Source organism: Acinetobacter sp. YZS-X1-1, assembly GCF_000804305.1.
Lineage (GTDB): Bacteria > Pseudomonadota > Gammaproteobacteria > Pseudomonadales > Moraxellaceae > Acinetobacter > Acinetobacter variabilis.
Genome location: NZ_JWHB01000034.1, coordinates 19031 through 34909, shown reverse-complemented (window position 1 = coordinate 34909; position 15879 = coordinate 19031). Strand labels below are relative to the sequence as shown.

The 15879-nt window shown below is 42.8% G+C and carries 16 protein-coding genes; 8 read left to right on the top strand and 8 right to left on the bottom strand.

Annotation, left to right across the window (positions count from 1 at the left end; translation table 11 throughout):
- Positions 1-264 precede the first annotated feature (264 nt).
- The 3 genes from RJ01_RS14040 to def all read right to left on the bottom strand — a co-directional run bounded on the left by RJ01_RS14040 (position 265) and on the right by def (position 3385).
- Positions 265-2280, bottom strand: coding sequence for a TonB-dependent copper receptor (locus RJ01_RS14040; protein WP_034171545.1), 2016 nt, complete (start codon positions 2278-2280; stop codon positions 265-267).
- A 71-nt stretch (positions 2281-2351) separates the two neighbouring features.
- Entirely contained in the window at positions 2352-2762 is a 411-nt protein-coding gene (locus RJ01_RS14035) for a DUF2946 family protein (protein ID WP_034171544.1), read from the bottom strand.
- A 92-nt stretch (positions 2763-2854) separates the two neighbouring features.
- Positions 2855-3385 carry a peptide deformylase gene (gene def, locus RJ01_RS14030; protein WP_004780730.1) on the bottom strand — a complete coding sequence of 177 codons (531 nt, stop codon included), beginning with the start codon at positions 3383-3385 and terminating at the stop codon, positions 2855-2857.
- Between the two features lie 120 nt (positions 3386-3505).
- Between def and RJ01_RS14025 the strand changes: the two genes are divergently transcribed.
- The 3 genes from RJ01_RS14025 to RJ01_RS14015 are packed head-to-tail and all read left to right on the top strand — an operon-like array spanning position 3506 to position 6467.
- The gene (locus tag RJ01_RS14025) at positions 3506-4660 is read left to right on the top strand and encodes a LysM peptidoglycan-binding domain-containing protein (RefSeq protein WP_005233424.1); all 1155 of its coding nucleotides are present in this window, start codon (positions 3506-3508) and stop codon (positions 4658-4660) included.
- 57 nt (positions 4661-4717) lie between these two features.
- A complete protein-coding gene (gene dprA, locus RJ01_RS14020) occupies positions 4718-5857 on the top strand; it encodes a DNA-processing protein DprA (RefSeq protein WP_034171543.1) in 1140 nt (379 codons plus the stop codon).
- A 40-nt stretch (positions 5858-5897) separates the two neighbouring features.
- On the top strand, positions 5898-6467 hold the full coding sequence (locus tag RJ01_RS14015; protein ID WP_034171542.1) for an L-threonylcarbamoyladenylate synthase: 570 nt from the start codon (positions 5898-5900) through the stop codon (positions 6465-6467).
- A 397-nt stretch (positions 6468-6864) separates the two neighbouring features.
- Here the strand turns inward: RJ01_RS14015 and RJ01_RS14005 are convergent, their stop codons facing one another.
- Positions 6865-7776 carry a DMT family transporter gene (locus RJ01_RS14005; protein WP_034171541.1) on the bottom strand — a complete coding sequence of 304 codons (912 nt, stop codon included), beginning with the start codon at positions 7774-7776 and terminating at the stop codon, positions 6865-6867.
- 191 nt (positions 7777-7967) lie between these two features.
- On the opposite strand from RJ01_RS14005, the gene RJ01_RS14000 reads away from it, so the two are divergent.
- The 4 genes from RJ01_RS14000 to RJ01_RS13985 all read left to right on the top strand — a co-directional run bounded on the left by RJ01_RS14000 (position 7968) and on the right by RJ01_RS13985 (position 10594).
- Positions 7968-8513: a glutathione peroxidase gene (locus RJ01_RS14000; RefSeq protein WP_034171540.1), complete on the top strand. Its 546-nt coding sequence runs from the start codon at positions 7968-7970 to the stop codon at positions 8511-8513.
- Positions 8514-8687: 174 nt separating this feature from the next.
- Positions 8688-9233, top strand: coding sequence for a glutathione peroxidase (locus tag RJ01_RS13995; protein WP_034171539.1), 546 nt, complete (start codon positions 8688-8690; stop codon positions 9231-9233).
- Between the two features lie 208 nt (positions 9234-9441).
- Complete coding sequence (locus RJ01_RS13990; protein WP_034171538.1) at positions 9442-9825, top strand: RcnB family protein; 384 nt, start codon at positions 9442-9444, stop codon at positions 9823-9825.
- Positions 9826-9988: 163 nt separating this feature from the next.
- The gene (locus RJ01_RS13985; protein WP_034171537.1) at positions 9989-10594 is read left to right on the top strand and encodes a hypothetical protein; all 606 of its coding nucleotides are present in this window, start codon (positions 9989-9991) and stop codon (positions 10592-10594) included.
- A gap of 68 nt (positions 10595-10662) precedes the next feature.
- Here RJ01_RS13985 and RJ01_RS13980 read toward each other — a convergent pair whose 3' ends face one another.
- Positions 10663-12039, bottom strand: a complete 1377-nt coding sequence (locus RJ01_RS13980) for an NAD-dependent succinate-semialdehyde dehydrogenase (protein ID WP_034171536.1) — start codon at positions 12037-12039, stop codon at positions 10663-10665.
- A 405-nt stretch (positions 12040-12444) separates the two neighbouring features.
- Here RJ01_RS13980 and RJ01_RS13975 point away from each other — a divergent pair, with 405 nt between their 5' ends.
- Positions 12445-13080, top strand: a complete 636-nt coding sequence (locus RJ01_RS13975) for a hypothetical protein (RefSeq protein WP_034171535.1) — start codon at positions 12445-12447, stop codon at positions 13078-13080.
- A 52-nt stretch (positions 13081-13132) separates the two neighbouring features.
- On the opposite strand, the gene RJ01_RS13970 is transcribed toward RJ01_RS13975, so the two are convergent.
- Genes RJ01_RS13970 through atpG form a run of 3 tightly spaced genes read right to left on the bottom strand, consistent with a single transcriptional unit; the run spans position 13133 to position 15873 of the window.
- Positions 13133-13552 (bottom strand): F0F1 ATP synthase subunit epsilon, encoded by a 420-nt coding sequence (locus RJ01_RS13970; protein ID WP_004780711.1) that lies wholly within the window; start codon positions 13550-13552, stop codon positions 13133-13135.
- 26 nt (positions 13553-13578) lie between these two features.
- Complete coding sequence (gene atpD / locus RJ01_RS13965; protein ID WP_004780710.1) at positions 13579-14973, bottom strand: F0F1 ATP synthase subunit beta; 1395 nt, start codon at positions 14971-14973, stop codon at positions 13579-13581.
- A gap of 30 nt (positions 14974-15003) precedes the next feature.
- Positions 15004-15873: a F0F1 ATP synthase subunit gamma gene (gene atpG, locus RJ01_RS13960; protein WP_004780708.1), complete on the bottom strand. Its 870-nt coding sequence runs from the start codon at positions 15871-15873 to the stop codon at positions 15004-15006.
- Positions 15874-15879 lie beyond the last annotated feature (6 nt).

Here is a 15879-nt window from a genome sequence, read left to right as displayed (position 1 = left end):
TCATCACCGCCGATGGATGTGCATTCTACAGCATTTCAGATGCCTTGCAACACCTTTTTTAAAACATTTGAAACGTATGTTTATTTTATAAACCAAGATATTTATAAATAACTGTTTTATATAAAAAATATTTTAATAAAAATGTTCATTATTTTATTTAGAAATGGTCATAATAGTTAAATAATTGATTTTTATAAATTTTATTAAATTAAAAAAGCAAAAAGCAGAACTTTCGTCCTGCTTTTTGTACTGAATCTAATCAGATTAGAACTTCATACTGATTCTTGCCCAGTAATTTCGTCCCATATTATTGAATTGTTCATTGGCCGCCAGACCGACACCTGCATTTCCCATCTTATTCAAATGCTCCGTATAGGTTTTATCTAACACATTATCAATACCCACTGATAAATCGATGTCTTCTGCTAAATTATAGGTTCCATTTAGCGATAATGTGCTAAAACCTGCGCTTGGCTGTAGATCATATCCAACAATATTACCTTCATTCTTACTAATACGGTTTTGACCACCCACTACACGCCACAATAATCCAACATTGTATTTGTCTTGAATATAGCGCAAATTAACCCGCGCTTCTAAAGGTGAAATCTGTGGTAACGGCGTATTATCAGTGGTGTTTTCACCCCAGGCATACATGGCGCTCACGTCAGCCTGAATCGCATCAGTCAACTGATAACCAATTCCAGCTTCTGCACCAGCGATGGTGGCATCGACATTCCGGCTATGAGCTTCCAGCATTCCCATCATGCCAGTAGGCTTATATGTCGTTAGCACATAATCATTAATTAAACCTGCGTATGCTGATGCCCATGAGTTGAACTTACCATGCGAGTGCTGATAACCCACATCAAGCTGTAAAGTCTTTTCAGTATTGATATTTTTAAAGGTATTAGTATTTCCATTGCCTGATTTAGGACTAAACAGCTCCCAGTAGTCTGGCATACGCTCCACATAACCCAGTCCAATATAGGTTTTGCCATCTTCATGTTCAGGATGAATATTCTCAAAACGCAGGAAGCCACTTGGTAAAAGTTGCTGACGAGACTGATTACTTTGCACTGCATCGACGTCAATCTGATCTAAACGCAGACCTGTGACAAATTGATTGTCGTTGCCCAAATCATAAGTCAGTTCACCAAACGCGCCGATGGATTGAAATTCCATGTCAGTCATACGAGGTAGATTCTGATAGGAAACACCATCCGTCGTTTTACGAACACTATGCTCGTTGTTTTGCGTATCGACACCAGAGATCAGTTTGAATTTTTCCCATTCACTGGTCATGGCGACACGCGCATTTAAGGTTTTACGTGCAACGTTAGTTGCCATTTCCATCATAGGTTTAGCACGTAAACTATAGTTATCCATCACATGATCATTATAGTTATAGTTGATCTGCCCTTCTACTTTCTGAATCACATCGCTGATATTTCTCTTTTCAACACGCAAACCTAAACTTTCACGGGCAAACTTGGAACCATCCATCATACGGCCAGCATACACCGCTTCACCATCGGCCTTACCACCGGTCAGTTCTACCCAGGTGTTTTCATCGGGTGTCCAGCCTAAAGCCAGATCAGCATTCCAGCGTTCCCAGTCTGATGGCACAGTATTGCCATTACCATCCTGATAGCTGTTGGCTACCGAGCGGTTAGTATTGAGGCGAATATATTTCTGCTTATCACCTGCTGCAACTTCGACATTATGATCGAGACGCCCGAAGGAACCCATCAAAACACTGGCCTGACCACGATAGTGATGATCTTCATCAAACTGTTCCGGGCTACGTTCAAAAATCACGGTAGCTGCTGAACCGGTATTGGCATACTGGACCGTTTGTGGTCCTTTAATCACCGAAATACGGTCATAGCTTTCTGGCGAAATATAAGAGGTTGGTGAATCCATCCGGCTTGGGCAGGCACCTAGATTTTCTGTGCCATCAGTCAGGATTTTAATGCGTGAACCGAACATGCCACGAAAGGTCACATCGCCATTGGTACCTGCTCCGCTATTGACCGAACTAAAACCTACAATACTTTGCAGATAATCTGCACCATCGGTTGCCGGCACTGGCTGAAGCGGCTGTTTCGGATCAGCACGGACAATCAGACCATTAGCATCATTACCGGCAGTTGAAGTCACCACAATCGGTGCCATGGTTTGTACTGGCATGGCTTCATTTGCCAGCACCATCGAAGAATAACAAGCAACACAAATCGCAGCCGCAAGGGGCTGTAAAGAAAATTTAGGCTGAGCCATTTTCTATCTCACTGAATACATAAATTGAACACGGCCTAAGTCAGTAAAGACCCAGGCAAAACAACGTGGATTTATGCAAACAGTGGCGGTGCCCGTCCCTGCGGGATTAAAAAGAGTCGTTGAAGGATAAACCAGACATGCTTAAAGGCTTGTTCAAAAGCCAATAGTCTGACCTGAATTCGATCCAGGACTTCTTTCACTTCAAGCTCAGGCGGCAAAACCATGTTGCCATAGACAGTACAGTACTGACACTGATGACTAGCATCGTGTTCATGCGCCATGGAGTCCGAGGAAATAGGATGCTGATCAAGATGATGAGCAGGATGTTCAGAATGAACATGAGAGGAAACTAAAAGGGCACGCGTGATGGTTTCACAGACCGGAGCAACCTGATATTGCTTCGGCAGCAAAGGCTGTAAGAATACAGCAATCTGTAGAAATACCGCTACAAAGGAAAGTAGCAGACCTCCCCGCAGAACCATAGGCAAACCCTTAAATTTATCTAGGCTGAGTATAACAAAACCCAATCAAAATTGGGCTTGTTGAATCATAAAAACTGCTTGGGAAAATAATTTTAGCGTTTAACTGCAACTTTTTCCTTATTGCGCTGGCGAACCAGTTTTTCTACTTTTTCACGGGCACGCTGACGTTTTAATGGCGACAGATAATCCACAAAAAGCTTACCATTTAAGTGATCCATTTCATGTTGGATGCACACAGCGAGAAGTCCATCAGCCTCTTGTTCAAAGGGTTGACCATCCAGACCAATTGCCTCAATTTTTACGCGTGACGGACGCTCAACTTTATCGTATATTTGAGGAACTGATAGACAGCCCTCTTCATAAGGCTGTGTTTCTTCAGTCAATGGTGTGATTTTGGGGTTAATGAACACCATGGGTTGATCTTTGTTTTCAGACAGGTCCATCACAATCAGCTGAATATGACGATCGACTTGGGTCGCGGCGAGTCCGATGCCTGGCGCTTCATACATGGTTTCAAACATATCTGCAGCGAGCTGACGAATTTCATCAGTAACTTCTTCGACTGGTTGTGCAATGGTACGAAGACGGGGATCCGGGAAACTTAAAATAGGTAATAAGGCCATACTGCGTCCTCAATTATGCCATTGATCAAAAAACCAAATGAAGGGAATGCTTCATCAAAAAAATGTGTGTAAGATCGTTATTATAACGCAATTACGCACATAATTTTAGGAATTATGATAATGAAAAAGGTTTTGAAGGGCATGCCATTTTTTAGTGCCTTGGGGTTAAAAAATCAAATGCTCGCACTGGCAGTTTGTGTCGGAGTGAGTATGGGGACAATATATTCAGCCGAGGCAGCTCCTGCCCGCAACGTCAATCCACCTGCTTTAAAAGCCAGTGCGCCTAATGTCTACGTGGTCAAAAAAGGCGATACATTGTGGGATATTTCAAAACGTTTCTTAAAAAATCCGGTGCGTTGGCCAGAAATCTGGGCCAGTAACAAGCACGTGAAAAATCCACATTGGATTTTTCCAGGTGATCGCCTGTTGATGTGTGACTATCAAGGTCGTCCAATTATCGGTAAAGACGAAGGTGATGGCTGTGAAGGTATCATCAGTCGTTATATCGGTAGTACTTCACTACAACCACAGGTTCGCGTTGAATCTTTAAATAATACGATTCCAGTGATTCCATTAGCGCACATCCAGCAATGGCTTGAACGCTATACCATTGTGGCAGCTGATTCAGTTCAAGGCACGCCTTACATTCTCGGTACCGCAGACCAGCGCGTACTGGCAGGTAAAGGCCAGAAGGTCTATGCCCGTGGTAACGGTCTGGTGGTTGGCCAGCGTTATGCGGTGTATCGTGAAGCAGACCCTTATGTCTTTACCGATGCAAATGGCAAGAAATACACGGCTGCTCTAGAGCTGCAACAGGTTGCTTCCGGAATCGCAGTACGTGGCGAAGGTGATGTTACCACGCTGGAATTGACAGATAGCTACAATGCCGAAGTGCGTCGTGGTGACCGTGTATTACCTGAATACGATCCGATGTTGCCTACCCTGTTCTATCCAGTGAATGCAGAAAATACGGTTGCTGGTGGTCAGATTGTGCGTGTACTGGGTTCAATTGGTACAGCAGCACGTCATAGTGTCGTGACGATTGACCGTGGTACGGCACATGGGGTTCAGACTGGTCATGTCTTTAGCGTAAACCAGAAAGGTGAAGTCGTGACTGATCCGAAAACCAAAGAGCGCGTACAGCTTCCAGGTGAGCGCATTGGCAATGTGATGGTCTTTAAAACTTTTGACCAGCTGAGCTATGCTTATGTGCTGGAAAGTGAGTTACCTATCAAGGTGGGTGCCAATATTCAAGCGCCATTGTTAGATGAATAATAGATTGATCTAACTTTACAACTGAAAGAATAAGAAGACACACATATAGGTCTCGATATGCTGAACTCTTTATCACGCGTGCAACTGGAAACACTGACGTTATGGTATCTAGTTCAGCATTCTCTTTCGAGCTTCTATAAAATCAGTCAGCATTATTCAAGTCTGACCACAGCCATACGGCCTGATCAGGTGCCTACCTGGCAGGCGCTTGGCATTCATGCCAATCATGTCCAACGCTTAAAAGACTTCTCGCTTCCAGAATCACAACAGAAATTTCAGCGCTGTCTGGAAAAAGTTCAGCGAGATAGTGATTTTGTTCTACTCTACCATGATCTGCACTATCCGCAGCAACTCAGCCACTATGTAGACAAACCACCGATTATTTTTGGCCAAGGTGAGCCGGATACCCTGCTACAAGCCCAAATTGCAGTTGTGGGAAGTCGCAAGCCGAGTCCTCATGGCCGGCAAGTAGCCTATGATTTTTCTTTTTATTTGAGTGAACAGGGTTTCTATATTAATAGTGGATTAGCACAAGGCATAGATGAAGCTGCTCATCGGGCAGGATTAAAACATCAGGGAACCATTGCGGTGATGGGAACCGGACTGGATCAGACCTACCCTTCTCAACATGCACAATTGCGCCAGGAGATTATTGCGCATGGTGGTGCCGTCATTACCGAGTTTCTACCAGAAACCCCACCGTTGCAGCATCACTTTCCACGGCGTAACAGGATTGTCAGTGGCTTAAGTCTCGGGGTCATTGTGGCTGAAGCGACCTTAAAAAGCGGCTCTCTGATTACGGCCAAACTGGCTGCCGAACAAGGCAAGACTGTATTTGCCATTCCGGGACATATTTATAGTGAATATCATAAAGGTTGCCATCAGCTGATTCGTGAAGGCGCGATTCTGATTGATCACCCGCAACAGGTGATTGAAGAACTGGCACTGGCGACCCAATGGCAAGCCTTACAAAATGAAGTACAACATGACATGGCGGATGAACTTCCTGCACACATACCGCCCCATTTGCTCAGACTTTATAACCAGCTGGACTGGGTCGGACAGGACTTGGATCATCTCAGTCATCATCTGCAACAGGATGTTTCTTCTCTCACCGGTCAATTGATGGAACTGGAGCTACTTGGCTTTTGCACCCAGCAAGCCGGCATGTATCTACGTTGTCGTCCGCATAAATAAGGTTCACAATAGACACTTCTTGTTTTGATAAGGTATACACATGATCACCACCTCTGTTGCCGAAGCAGCTGAATGTCTCAAAGCTGGACAGGTCTTGGCATACCCTACAGAGGCTGTTTGGGGTTTAGGTTGCGACCCCTATAATGAACAGGCATTTCACCAGATTTTAACCTTAAAACAGCGCCCGATTGAAAAAGGCGTGATTTTACTCGCAGCTCATATTTCACAAGTGGAACATTTACTTCAGGATCTAAGTGAAGAAATGCGTGAAAAAGTAATTGAGTCCTGGAGTAATGATCGACCTACAGACCGGGCGACCACCTGGCTACTCCCTGCCAATGACGATATTCCAGGCTGGATTAAAGGCAAACACCCTAAAGTGGCAGTGCGCGTGACCACTCATCCTCTTTGTGTAGCCTTGTGTCAGGCTTTTGGCGGTTTTATTGTTTCAACCAGTGCCAATCCTGCCGGCTTAGAACCTGCACGTTCCCTGCAAGATGCCATGCGTTATTTTGGTCAGGATCTGAATTATCTGAATGGTGATCTGGGACTGAGCCAGAAACCAAGCCGGATTATTGATGCCGTAACAGGTGAAATTATTCGTGACTGAGCCTTTGCTCAGTCATTTTTCTTTTCAAGTCGACTAAAGTTTTAAGACAAAAAAAAGCTCAACCATATAGGGATGGTTGAGCATAAAAAAGGATGTGTATCAATCACATCCAGAGGGTATCGAAATCTCTGGACATTTCAGCAACAGTTGCTGATCTGCGATGGAGCGTATTATGGGCGAACAGTTTAAAAAAAACAAATATATTTTAGCTCTTAAAAAGCAGCTTAAACCTATGATTAATCAATCATTATTTTAAAAAAATTCAAATTATCTTGCTCTTTTTAAAGTGCTTTTTAAAGAACCTAAAACCTCCCATCCTCGACTAAAGTCTATTTGTCTTTATTTACGAGATCATTCAAGCAAAAAAACTAAGTTTGTTTGTTCGTTTTTTAGGCAATTATTTGGCTTTTAGCAGCACCGGCGCCATGGTTTTTTTCTGGGCCAGTACAATGCCGAACAGAATAATCGCCCCACCAATACTGTGATAAATGGTCCAGACCTCTTTTAACCAGACCAAGGCAATTAAAGCAGTAAACACCGGCATCAGGTTCATAAAGATACTGGTACGGTTCGGCCCCAGACGCTGAATCGCCATCATCCACAGCAAAGGTGCAATCAGTGACGGGAAAATACTGGCGTAGATGACGCTGCCAGCATTGGCCAGATTAATGACATCTAGACCCAACCAGGCCACAAACGGCAGGTGATACAGCAATGCAAATAGAATCTGCACATACAGGCTCAGCATGAGCGGAATCTGCAGCTGCCATTTTTTCAGAAAGACCCCGTAAAAGGCATAGAAAAATACGGCAATAATCATCAGCAGATCACCCCACTGGCCGCCAGCATGCAGCAGCCCCCACGGATTACCCTGCCCCATCACATAGATCAGCCCGGCAAAGGACAACAGACTGCCAATAATCGCATAGCGATTCGGGATATCGCGCAGAATCAGCATCGACACAAAAATGGTGAAAATTGGAATAAAGGCATTAATAATGCCCATATTGGTGGCGGTGGTGTAATGTGCGGCGGTATACGCCAGGCCCTGATACAGCACCAGACCAAAGGCACTCAGCACTGCCAGCTGTTTCAGATGCGGGACGATCAGGGCACGTTCACGAATCACTCGCGGCAGAATAAACGGGGTCAGAATCAGAAAGGCAAAAAACCAGCGATAAAAACTGATGCTCACCGGCGAGATGAAGTCGGTCACATAGCGGGTCACGACAATATTCAGTGACCAGATCAGTACCGCAGTCAATGGAAGCAGCATGGCCCACCACATTGTTTTTTGCTGCTGCGTCATAACTTCATCCCTGTCTCTATCTATTGTTAATCTATGCGCTCTTGGCAAGTGCCTAAGCATAATTGATTTTTCAACTAAAATTAATGCTATTTGTAGCTGGCAAGTAAGCATTTCACTGATTCCGACTTGTACTGTCTTTAAATACCCGTTAAAACAAATAGCCCTCATTCATTTAATAAAAAGGAAATCTGATGAGCACTTCTGTGTATGACATTCCGGTAAAAACGATTCAAGGAACGGACACGACGCTGAACCAGTATCAAGGCAAAGTCTTGCTGCTAGTAAATGTGGCATCAAAATGTGGCCTCACTCCACAATACGAAGGCTTGCAAAAACTCTATGATGATAAAAAAGCCGAAGGACTGGAAATCTTAGGTTTTCCTTCTAATGATTTTCTGGAACAGGAACCTGGAAGTGAAAGGGAAATTCAGGAATTCTGTTCCCTGAACTATCAGGTGGATTTCCCGCTGTTTGCCAAAATTCCGGTCGTGGGTGAAGCTAAACATCCTTTGTATGCCACTTTGACTCAAGCTGTGCCAGAACGTATCGGTGAAGGTCCATGGTGGAAAGATCTGGTCGATTACGGCCTGACTCCAAATGAACCGCCTGAAGTCCTCTGGAACTTTGAAAAATTCCTGGTGAACAAACAGGGGGAAGTCGTTGCACGTTTTGCACCGGATATCACGGCAGATGATTCACGCCTGCTGGATGCAATCAATGCTGAGCTTGCTAAATAAGTCTTTTTAAATAGGTCGGTTGCAACTGATGACCAGTTTAGCCGACCTAGCTCATAGGCATAAACATTGAATTTCATATTTTTTTCACAAACTTATCTAAAATTTATGTTTGCTGAAACCGCCCAGACCCGATAAAACATGAGTCTATTTCCATAACAATTCGAGCAAAATAATATGAGCCAGTCCATTTATGAGATTCCGGTAAAAACCCTCACTGGAGAAAATACGACTCTGTCCGATTATCAAGACAAAGTCCTGCTGATTGTAAATGTCGCATCGAAATGTGGTTTAACCCCACAATATGAAGGACTGCAGAAACTTTATAATGAGAAAAAAACCGAAGGACTGGAAATTCTGGCTTTTCCTGCGAATAACTTTAAAGGTCAGGAACCGGGCACAGACGAGGAAATCCAGCAGTTCTGCAGTCTGAACTACAATGTGGATTTCCCGCTATTCTCCAAGATCTCTGTCGTGGGTGAAGATCAGCATCCTCTTTACCATTATCTGACCCAAGCTCAGCCGCAACGTACAGGCGGCGAAGATTTTGCGGAGCGCCTGAAAAGTTTTGGCAATACGCCAAATGAATTACCAGAAGTGCTGTGGAACTTTGAAAAATTCCTGGTCAACAAGCAAGGTGAAGTGGTCGCGCGTTTTGCACCAAATATTCCAGCAGATGATGCCCGCTTGCGAGATGCGATCAATGCAGAATTGGCTAAATAATTTGTAACAGTAATGTAAGTATCTATTTCAATAATAGATACTTATTATTTATTTTAAAATCAAATATTTATAACCAGATTTACTTAGCTCTAAAATCTCCATGATTTACGCTTAATTTTTATTTTTCTACAACACTTCATTCCATATTTATCAATGAGTTGAGCCTAATATGCAGTTATCCCAAGAGAGGTAACGATAGGTTCAAAACATGAAAAACTTAGTAAAAGCAGTCGTATTTTCATTATCTAGTACACTTGTGGCGACTTCAGCTTTTGCTGCAGCTCCAGAGCATCACTCGCAACACCATCAGCCACAAAAAACGCATGTTCAGCAACAGTATCACGCACAGCATAAATCTCCTGCACACGCTCAACAGCATAAACAGGTACATAAGAAAATAGATCCTTCACGCGATTGGCGCGTAGGTCAAAAAGTACCAGCTCAGTTCCAGAGCAAAATGTACAAGGTAGATCACAGCAAATACAAAAAACTCAGCAAACCTGGTAAAAACCAGCAATGGATCAAAGTAAATGGTGACTATATCCTGACCAATGTGATGAGCCATAACATTATCAAAATTATTGCAGGATAAGTTTTATCCTCCTCGGTGAAAAAGAGTGCTTCGGCACTCTTTTTTAATGTCTTAATCTTTTGTATTCAAAATATTTGTTATGACTTTGCAACAATCTTTTTTATCTCCACATTTTATTCTTATAGTCATGCATTAGAACCACCTGCTCCGAGACCACGATTTCATGTCCAAGATTCTTGTAAATGCTCTTCTTCCTTTTGCCCTATTTAGCTCAGGCATTTTATTAATGGGCTGTGAACAGGCGACCGAAGCACCGGTCGAGCAAGAACAAAGTACGCTTTCTACTGATCTTGAACCTGTACAGCAAAGTGATCGCACGACGACTGCGCAAACAGAGCTGAAGTCTGGCAATATGTTTTATATGGTGCGTGATGTAGCTGATCTGCAATTCAAGGCAGGGAGTTATGTTGAACAGTTAAAACAAACCCAAACTGATCTGCAAACTGCGGTGGATACTAAAGATACCGAGCAACTGCAAGCTACAGCAGGCAAGTTACAACAACAGTTGACAGGCTTTAATCAGGCTTTAGGTGAACTGAATTTAAAAAGTCAGGAAATTGATCAGGTACGTAGCAATATCATGAGTGCCAATCAACAGGTTCTGGCTTCTCCTTTACTGAATGGCCAAGTCGATTTCAGTCAGGTTGATTTAAAGAAAATTGAAAGCCAGATGGTTAGTGTGCAAGCTGAAATGCTTAAACTGGCAGGCATGCTGATTCAAAATTCAGATAAAGATGCTTCATCAGAAGCTGAACCAGAAAATACTTGATTTACGCTGATATCTCGTTCAAAAAGAAGCCACTGTTTAAGTGGCTTCTTTATTTTAAAAATTAAATATTATTTTTTTGGGCTTTTCACCACCACCAATCGTTTCTGCACAAATTCTTTGAAACCATCGCTTGAAAGTTCATGACCATAACCCGAATTTTTAATCCCGCCAAATGGCAGCTCTGGCGCAGTATCGGTATACCAGTTGATCCAGATCATGCCAGTTTCTACACGTGAAGCCAGCTTTTTCGCCCGCTCAATATTTTGTGAATGAATCACGCCTCCGAGACCATAATTAGAATCATTGGCAATCGATACAATTTCATCTTCATCTTTTGCGACATAGATCTGTGCCACAGGACCAAAGAATTCTTCATACCAGGCCGGATTATCACGGCTGATATTTTCCAGAATAGTTGGCTGATAGAAATTACCTTCATGCTCATAAGGCTTACCACCAGTCACGACTTTCGCGCCATTCTCTACTGCCTTATCCACCTGCGTGGTCAGTTTTTCCAACGCATCTGCTGAGGACAGTGGGCCAAGTGTAGTTTCAGAATCCAACGGATCACCAATTTTTAAGCCTTCAAAGACCTTGATCATGCCCGATTTAAATTGTTCCGCAATTTTCTCATGCAGGATAAAACGTTTAGCTGCTGTACAAACCTGCCCCGTGTTATTAACGCGTGCCTGACAGCCGATTTTGATCGCTTTTTCCAGATCAGCATCATCCAGCACAATGAATACATCATTACCGCCCAATTCTAATGTGGATTTGGTGACATGTTTACCGGCCTGCCCCGCTACTGCACGCCCTGCGCCTTCTGATCCCGTGAGAGCAACGCCTTGTACACGTGGATCTGCGATAATATCTGCGACCTGATCACTACTGATAAACAGATTAGTCCACACACCTTTCGGTGCGCCTGCATCAAGAATCAACCGTTCAAAGGCTTCAGCACATTGCGGAACGATGCTGGCATGCTTGGCTACCACAGGGTTGCCAATCGCGCAGTTTGGCGCAAAGACACGCATCAATTGATAGAATGGGAAGTTCCAGGGTTCTACCGCCATAATAATGCCTAAGGGATGATGTTCTACCCAAGCTTCGCCCAGTTCCGTTTCATAAGAAACTGGCGCTAAAAACTCTTTGGCATGATCAGCATAGTATTCTGCAATTTTGGCGCAGGTTTCGATTTCACCTTCACTTTGCTTAATCAGTTTCCCCATATCCTGGGTCATAAGCTTGGCCAGTTCAGCTTTTTGCGCTCGCATGTTGGTAGCCAATTTACGCAGTACTGCAATACGGGTATCTACGTGTTGAGTCCAATCCGAGTTCAGGATTTTTTCTGCGGTATCCAATGCATTCTGGATATCTTGATCAGTATGTGACGGATAATCTTTTAATTTCTGGTTGTTAAAGGGGTTAACGGATTGATAACTCATAATTAGATCCCTGCTTGGCCAATTCAATTTTTATAAATGGATAACAACGTGATTCGCGTCGTGACAGAGGTAGTAGAACCGTGAAGCTTTTTACTGAATAAATCTGGAAAGCTTAAAGACGCCATATCAACTTAGCATTGTTTTTTTCTGACTATGACTTTGCTTACAGATTGGTTCAAAAGATTACGCAGCGCAGGTAAAAGTTATATCGAGTGGTACAAAGTGAAAGTTATTTAAGAACCGGAAATACTAAAACTGATACTTTCAACATTCATACTTCCAAAAATTCCAAGTTAAAACAAACAATCCAAATCAGCTATTCTAAGGTGATGCTAAAAAAAAATAAATTTCAAATTTTCAGGTGTGTAGTACATTATCTATATAGCGGATAAAAGAAAATTAATCATGAGTCAAATAACATCTACTATTATTCAAACAGCAGAAAACTATTTTGATAATGCAGTTTTAGAAACGACCGATACTATTTTTCAAGAAATTGTAAAGGCTTTTCCAATAGCATCATCAGGTTTAGCAATTTATCAAGCTTTTAGGAATTATAACGAAAAGCAAAAACTGAAAAATATCCTAGAATTTATAAAAGAAGGCGAAAGCTTGGCATCAGGCACATTACTAAAAATCTTCAAGGATCAAAATAACTTAGAAATAGGTAGTGAGCTACTCAATGCATTAGATAAAACTTATTTAGTGCATCAATCCAAAATGCTTGCTCGACTTGCTCTTTTATATGATGTAAATGAAATTAATAGAGCAAATTTTCTCAGATATGCTCATATTATTCCTCACTTCACTTCTTTTTTATTAGAAGGCTTAGAAAAGGCATATGTAGCCTTTGAAAAAAATAAAACTAATAAAAATTATCACCTTAAAAATGAAGAATGTAATTTTTCAGCATCTGAATTAGAAAGATTTGGTTTTTTATATGTTGTTGCAACATTCGGTACTGGCAATAATTATGGTAGATCAAAAGACTTAATCTTTTTCTATGAGAATATTTATCAACATAAACATAGAAAAAATTAAACCCATAAAAAAACCACCCGAAAGGGTGGTTTTTTCAATCTTAAACCAGCAATTACATTGCACGGTTTTTGATTTTGCGGATCGTTTCCAGCTGAGCAGCAGTTTCTGCAAGAGCAGCCAAAGCAGCAGCAGAGTCCAAATCGCTCTTTTGATTTGCTAGCAATTGTTCAGCGTGTTTACGCGCTTCAATAATTGCAGCTTCATCCAAGTTTTCTGCACGGACTGCTGTATCAGCAAGAACCGTAACAACATGCGGTTGAACTTCTAGAACACCACCAGATACATAGATTAATTCTTCTGTACCGTTTTCCAAAATAACGCGGATCGCGCCAGGTTGGAGCAAAGTTACCAGCGGAGCGTGACCAGGCATAATACCTAACTCACCGCCAGCACCTTTAGCAATTAGCATAGTTACAGTGCCTGAGTACAAAGACTCTTGAACACTTACAACGTCACATTGCATAGTCGCCATGAGAATCTCCTAAATTAGGGAACTAATTAAAGTTTCTCAGCTTTAGCAATCACTTCGTCAATACCACCAACCATGTAGAACGCTTGTTCTGGGATGTGATCGTATTCACCAGCTAGAAGACCTTTAAAGCCACGAATCGTTTCTTTAAGCGGTACAAGTTTACCAGGAGCACCAGTAAACACTTCAGCTACGTGGAACGGTTGAGAGAAGAAACGTTGGATCTTACGTGCACGGTATACAGTAAGTTTGTCTTCTTCTGACAATTCGTCCATACCAAGAATTGCGATAATGTCTTTCAATTCTTTATAACGTTGAAGAACGTTTTGAACTGAACGAGCGATTTCGTAATGCTCAGTACCAACTACAAGTGGATCTAGCTGACGTGAAGTTGAGTCAAGTGGATCGATCGCAGGGTAAATACCTTGAGAAGCGATGTCACGGCTCAATACAACAGTTGCGTCCAAGTGAGCGAACGTAGTTGCAGGCGATGGGTCAGTTAAGTCATCGGCAGGTACGTATACCGCTTGGATTGACGTAATAGAACCAGACTTAGTAGATGTAATACGTTCTTGAAGAACACCCATCTCTTCTGCAAGAGTCGGTTGGTAACCTACTGCAGATGGCATACGGCCTAGAAGTGCTGATACTTCAGTACCCGCTAGTGTATAACGATAGATGTTGTCGACGAACAATAGTACGTCACGGCCTTTACCGTTTTCGTCTTTTTGATCACGGAAGTACTCAGCCATAGTCAAACCAGTCAACGCTACGCGTAAACGGTTACCTGGTGGCTCGTTCATCTGACCGTAGACCATTGCTACTTTGTCAAGAACGTTAGAGTCTTTCATTTCGTGATAGAAGTCATTACCTTCACGAGTACGCTCACCAACACCAGCGAACACAGATAAACCTGAGTGCGCTTTCGCGATGTTGTTGATCAACTCCATCATGTTTACAGTTTTACCAACACCGGCACCACCGAACAGACCAACTTTACCACCTTTCGCGAACGGGCATAGTAAGTCGATGACTTTAATACCAGTTTCTAGAAGGTCAGTAGAAGCCGCTTGTTCTGCATAAGAAGGCGCTTGACGGTGAATTGGTAAACGCTCTTCAGTCGCAACAGGACCAGCTTCGTCGATCGGGCGACCAAGAACGTCCATGATACGGCCAAGAGTCGCTGTACCTACTGGTACAGAGATCGGAGCGTTAGTGTTAGTTACGTTCAAACCACGCTTAAGGCCTTCAGTAGAACCCATTGCAATAGTACGAACTACGCCATCACCAAGTTGTTGCTGAACTTCTAATGTAGTTTCAGTACCGTCAACTTGGAGAGCGTCATAGATCTTAGGAACGCTGTTACGTTCAAACTCGACGTCGATAACCGCGCCGATGATCTGAATGATACGACCGCTACTCATTGCTGTCTCCTCAATTCAAACTAATATATGTTAAACGGCAGCGGCACCACCAACGATCTCAGAAATTTCCTGAGTAATCGCGGCTTGACGCAGCTTGTTATAAATAAGTTGCAGGTTCTTGATCAATTCACCCGCGTTATCAGTTGCAGCTTTCATTGCAACCATACGAGCAGACTGCTCACACGCGATGTTTTCGATCACACCTTGATACACCACAGACTCGATGTAACGAACCAACAAGCCATTTAAAAGCTCTTCAGCTTCAGGCTCGTAGATGTAATCCCAACCGTATTGACGGTTAAGCGTCTTGTCTTCTTCAGCAGCTGCCAAAGGAACAAGCTGTTCGATCTTTTGGTTTTGAGTCATGGCGTTGACAAAGCCGTTAGAAACCAGATAAATACGATCTAATTCGCCTTTATCATAAGCGTCTAACATCACCTGTACAGAACCAGATAACTGTTCAAGACTTGGAGTGTCGCCCACTTGAGTGGTCGCACCAAGCACTTTACCGCCGTAGTTTTTAAAAAACGAAACCGCTTTTTGACCAATCAAAGCAAATTGAACTTCAATTGACTGCTCTTGTTGCTGCTGAACGTGTTTTACCACTTTCTTGAACAGGTTAATGTTCAAACCACCAGCAAGGCCACGATCTGAAGACACAATGATATAGCCAACGCGCTTAACAGGACGTTCAACCATATAACGGTGTTTATATTCAGGATTCGCTTGTACCAAATGAGCAATTACACGGTGCATATTTTCGGCATACGGACGGCCTTGTGCCATGCGCTCTTGCGCACGACGCATCTTAGAAGCTGCTACCATCTGCATCGCGCGAGTAATTTTCTGCGTGCTTTTGATACTAGCTACTTTGGCGCGAATTTCTTTTAAATTTGCCATACGCTT

Coding starts and splice junctions, on each gene's coding strand:
- RJ01_RS13970 (WP_004780711.1), bottom strand. CDS start 13,552: ATGGCGACTATGCAATGTGACGTTGTAAGTGTTCAAGAGTCTTTGTAC.
- RJ01_RS13980 (WP_034171536.1), bottom strand. CDS start 12,039: ATGAGTTATCAATCCGTTAACCCCTTTAACAACCAGAAATTAAAAGAT.
- RJ01_RS13995 (WP_034171539.1), top strand. CDS start 8,688: ATGAGCCAGTCCATTTATGAGATTCCGGTAAAAACCCTCACTGGAGAA.
- dprA (WP_034171543.1), top strand. CDS start 4,718: ATGCTGAACTCTTTATCACGCGTGCAACTGGAAACACTGACGTTATGG.
- RJ01_RS14015 (WP_034171542.1), top strand. CDS start 5,898: ATGATCACCACCTCTGTTGCCGAAGCAGCTGAATGTCTCAAAGCTGGA.
- RJ01_RS14040 (WP_034171545.1), bottom strand. CDS start 2,280: ATGGCTCAGCCTAAATTTTCTTTACAGCCCCTTGCGGCTGCGATTTGT.
- RJ01_RS14000 (WP_034171540.1), top strand. CDS start 7,968: ATGAGCACTTCTGTGTATGACATTCCGGTAAAAACGATTCAAGGAACG.
- atpG (WP_004780708.1), bottom strand. CDS start 15,873: ATGGCAAATTTAAAAGAAATTCGCGCCAAAGTAGCTAGTATCAAAAGC.
- def (WP_004780730.1), bottom strand. CDS start 3,385: ATGGCCTTATTACCTATTTTAAGTTTCCCGGATCCCCGTCTTCGTACC.
- RJ01_RS14035 (WP_034171544.1), bottom strand. CDS start 2,762: ATGGTTCTGCGGGGAGGTCTGCTACTTTCCTTTGTAGCGGTATTTCTA.
- RJ01_RS14005 (WP_034171541.1), bottom strand. CDS start 7,776: ATGACGCAGCAGCAAAAAACAATGTGGTGGGCCATGCTGCTTCCATTG.
- RJ01_RS13985 (WP_034171537.1), top strand. CDS start 9,989: ATGTCCAAGATTCTTGTAAATGCTCTTCTTCCTTTTGCCCTATTTAGC.
- RJ01_RS13990 (WP_034171538.1), top strand. CDS start 9,442: ATGAAAAACTTAGTAAAAGCAGTCGTATTTTCATTATCTAGTACACTT.
- atpD (WP_004780710.1), bottom strand. CDS start 14,973: ATGAGTAGCGGTCGTATCATTCAGATCATCGGCGCGGTTATCGACGTC.
- RJ01_RS13975 (WP_034171535.1), top strand. CDS start 12,445: ATGAGTCAAATAACATCTACTATTATTCAAACAGCAGAAAACTATTTT.
- RJ01_RS14025 (WP_005233424.1), top strand. CDS start 3,506: ATGAAAAAGGTTTTGAAGGGCATGCCATTTTTTAGTGCCTTGGGGTTA.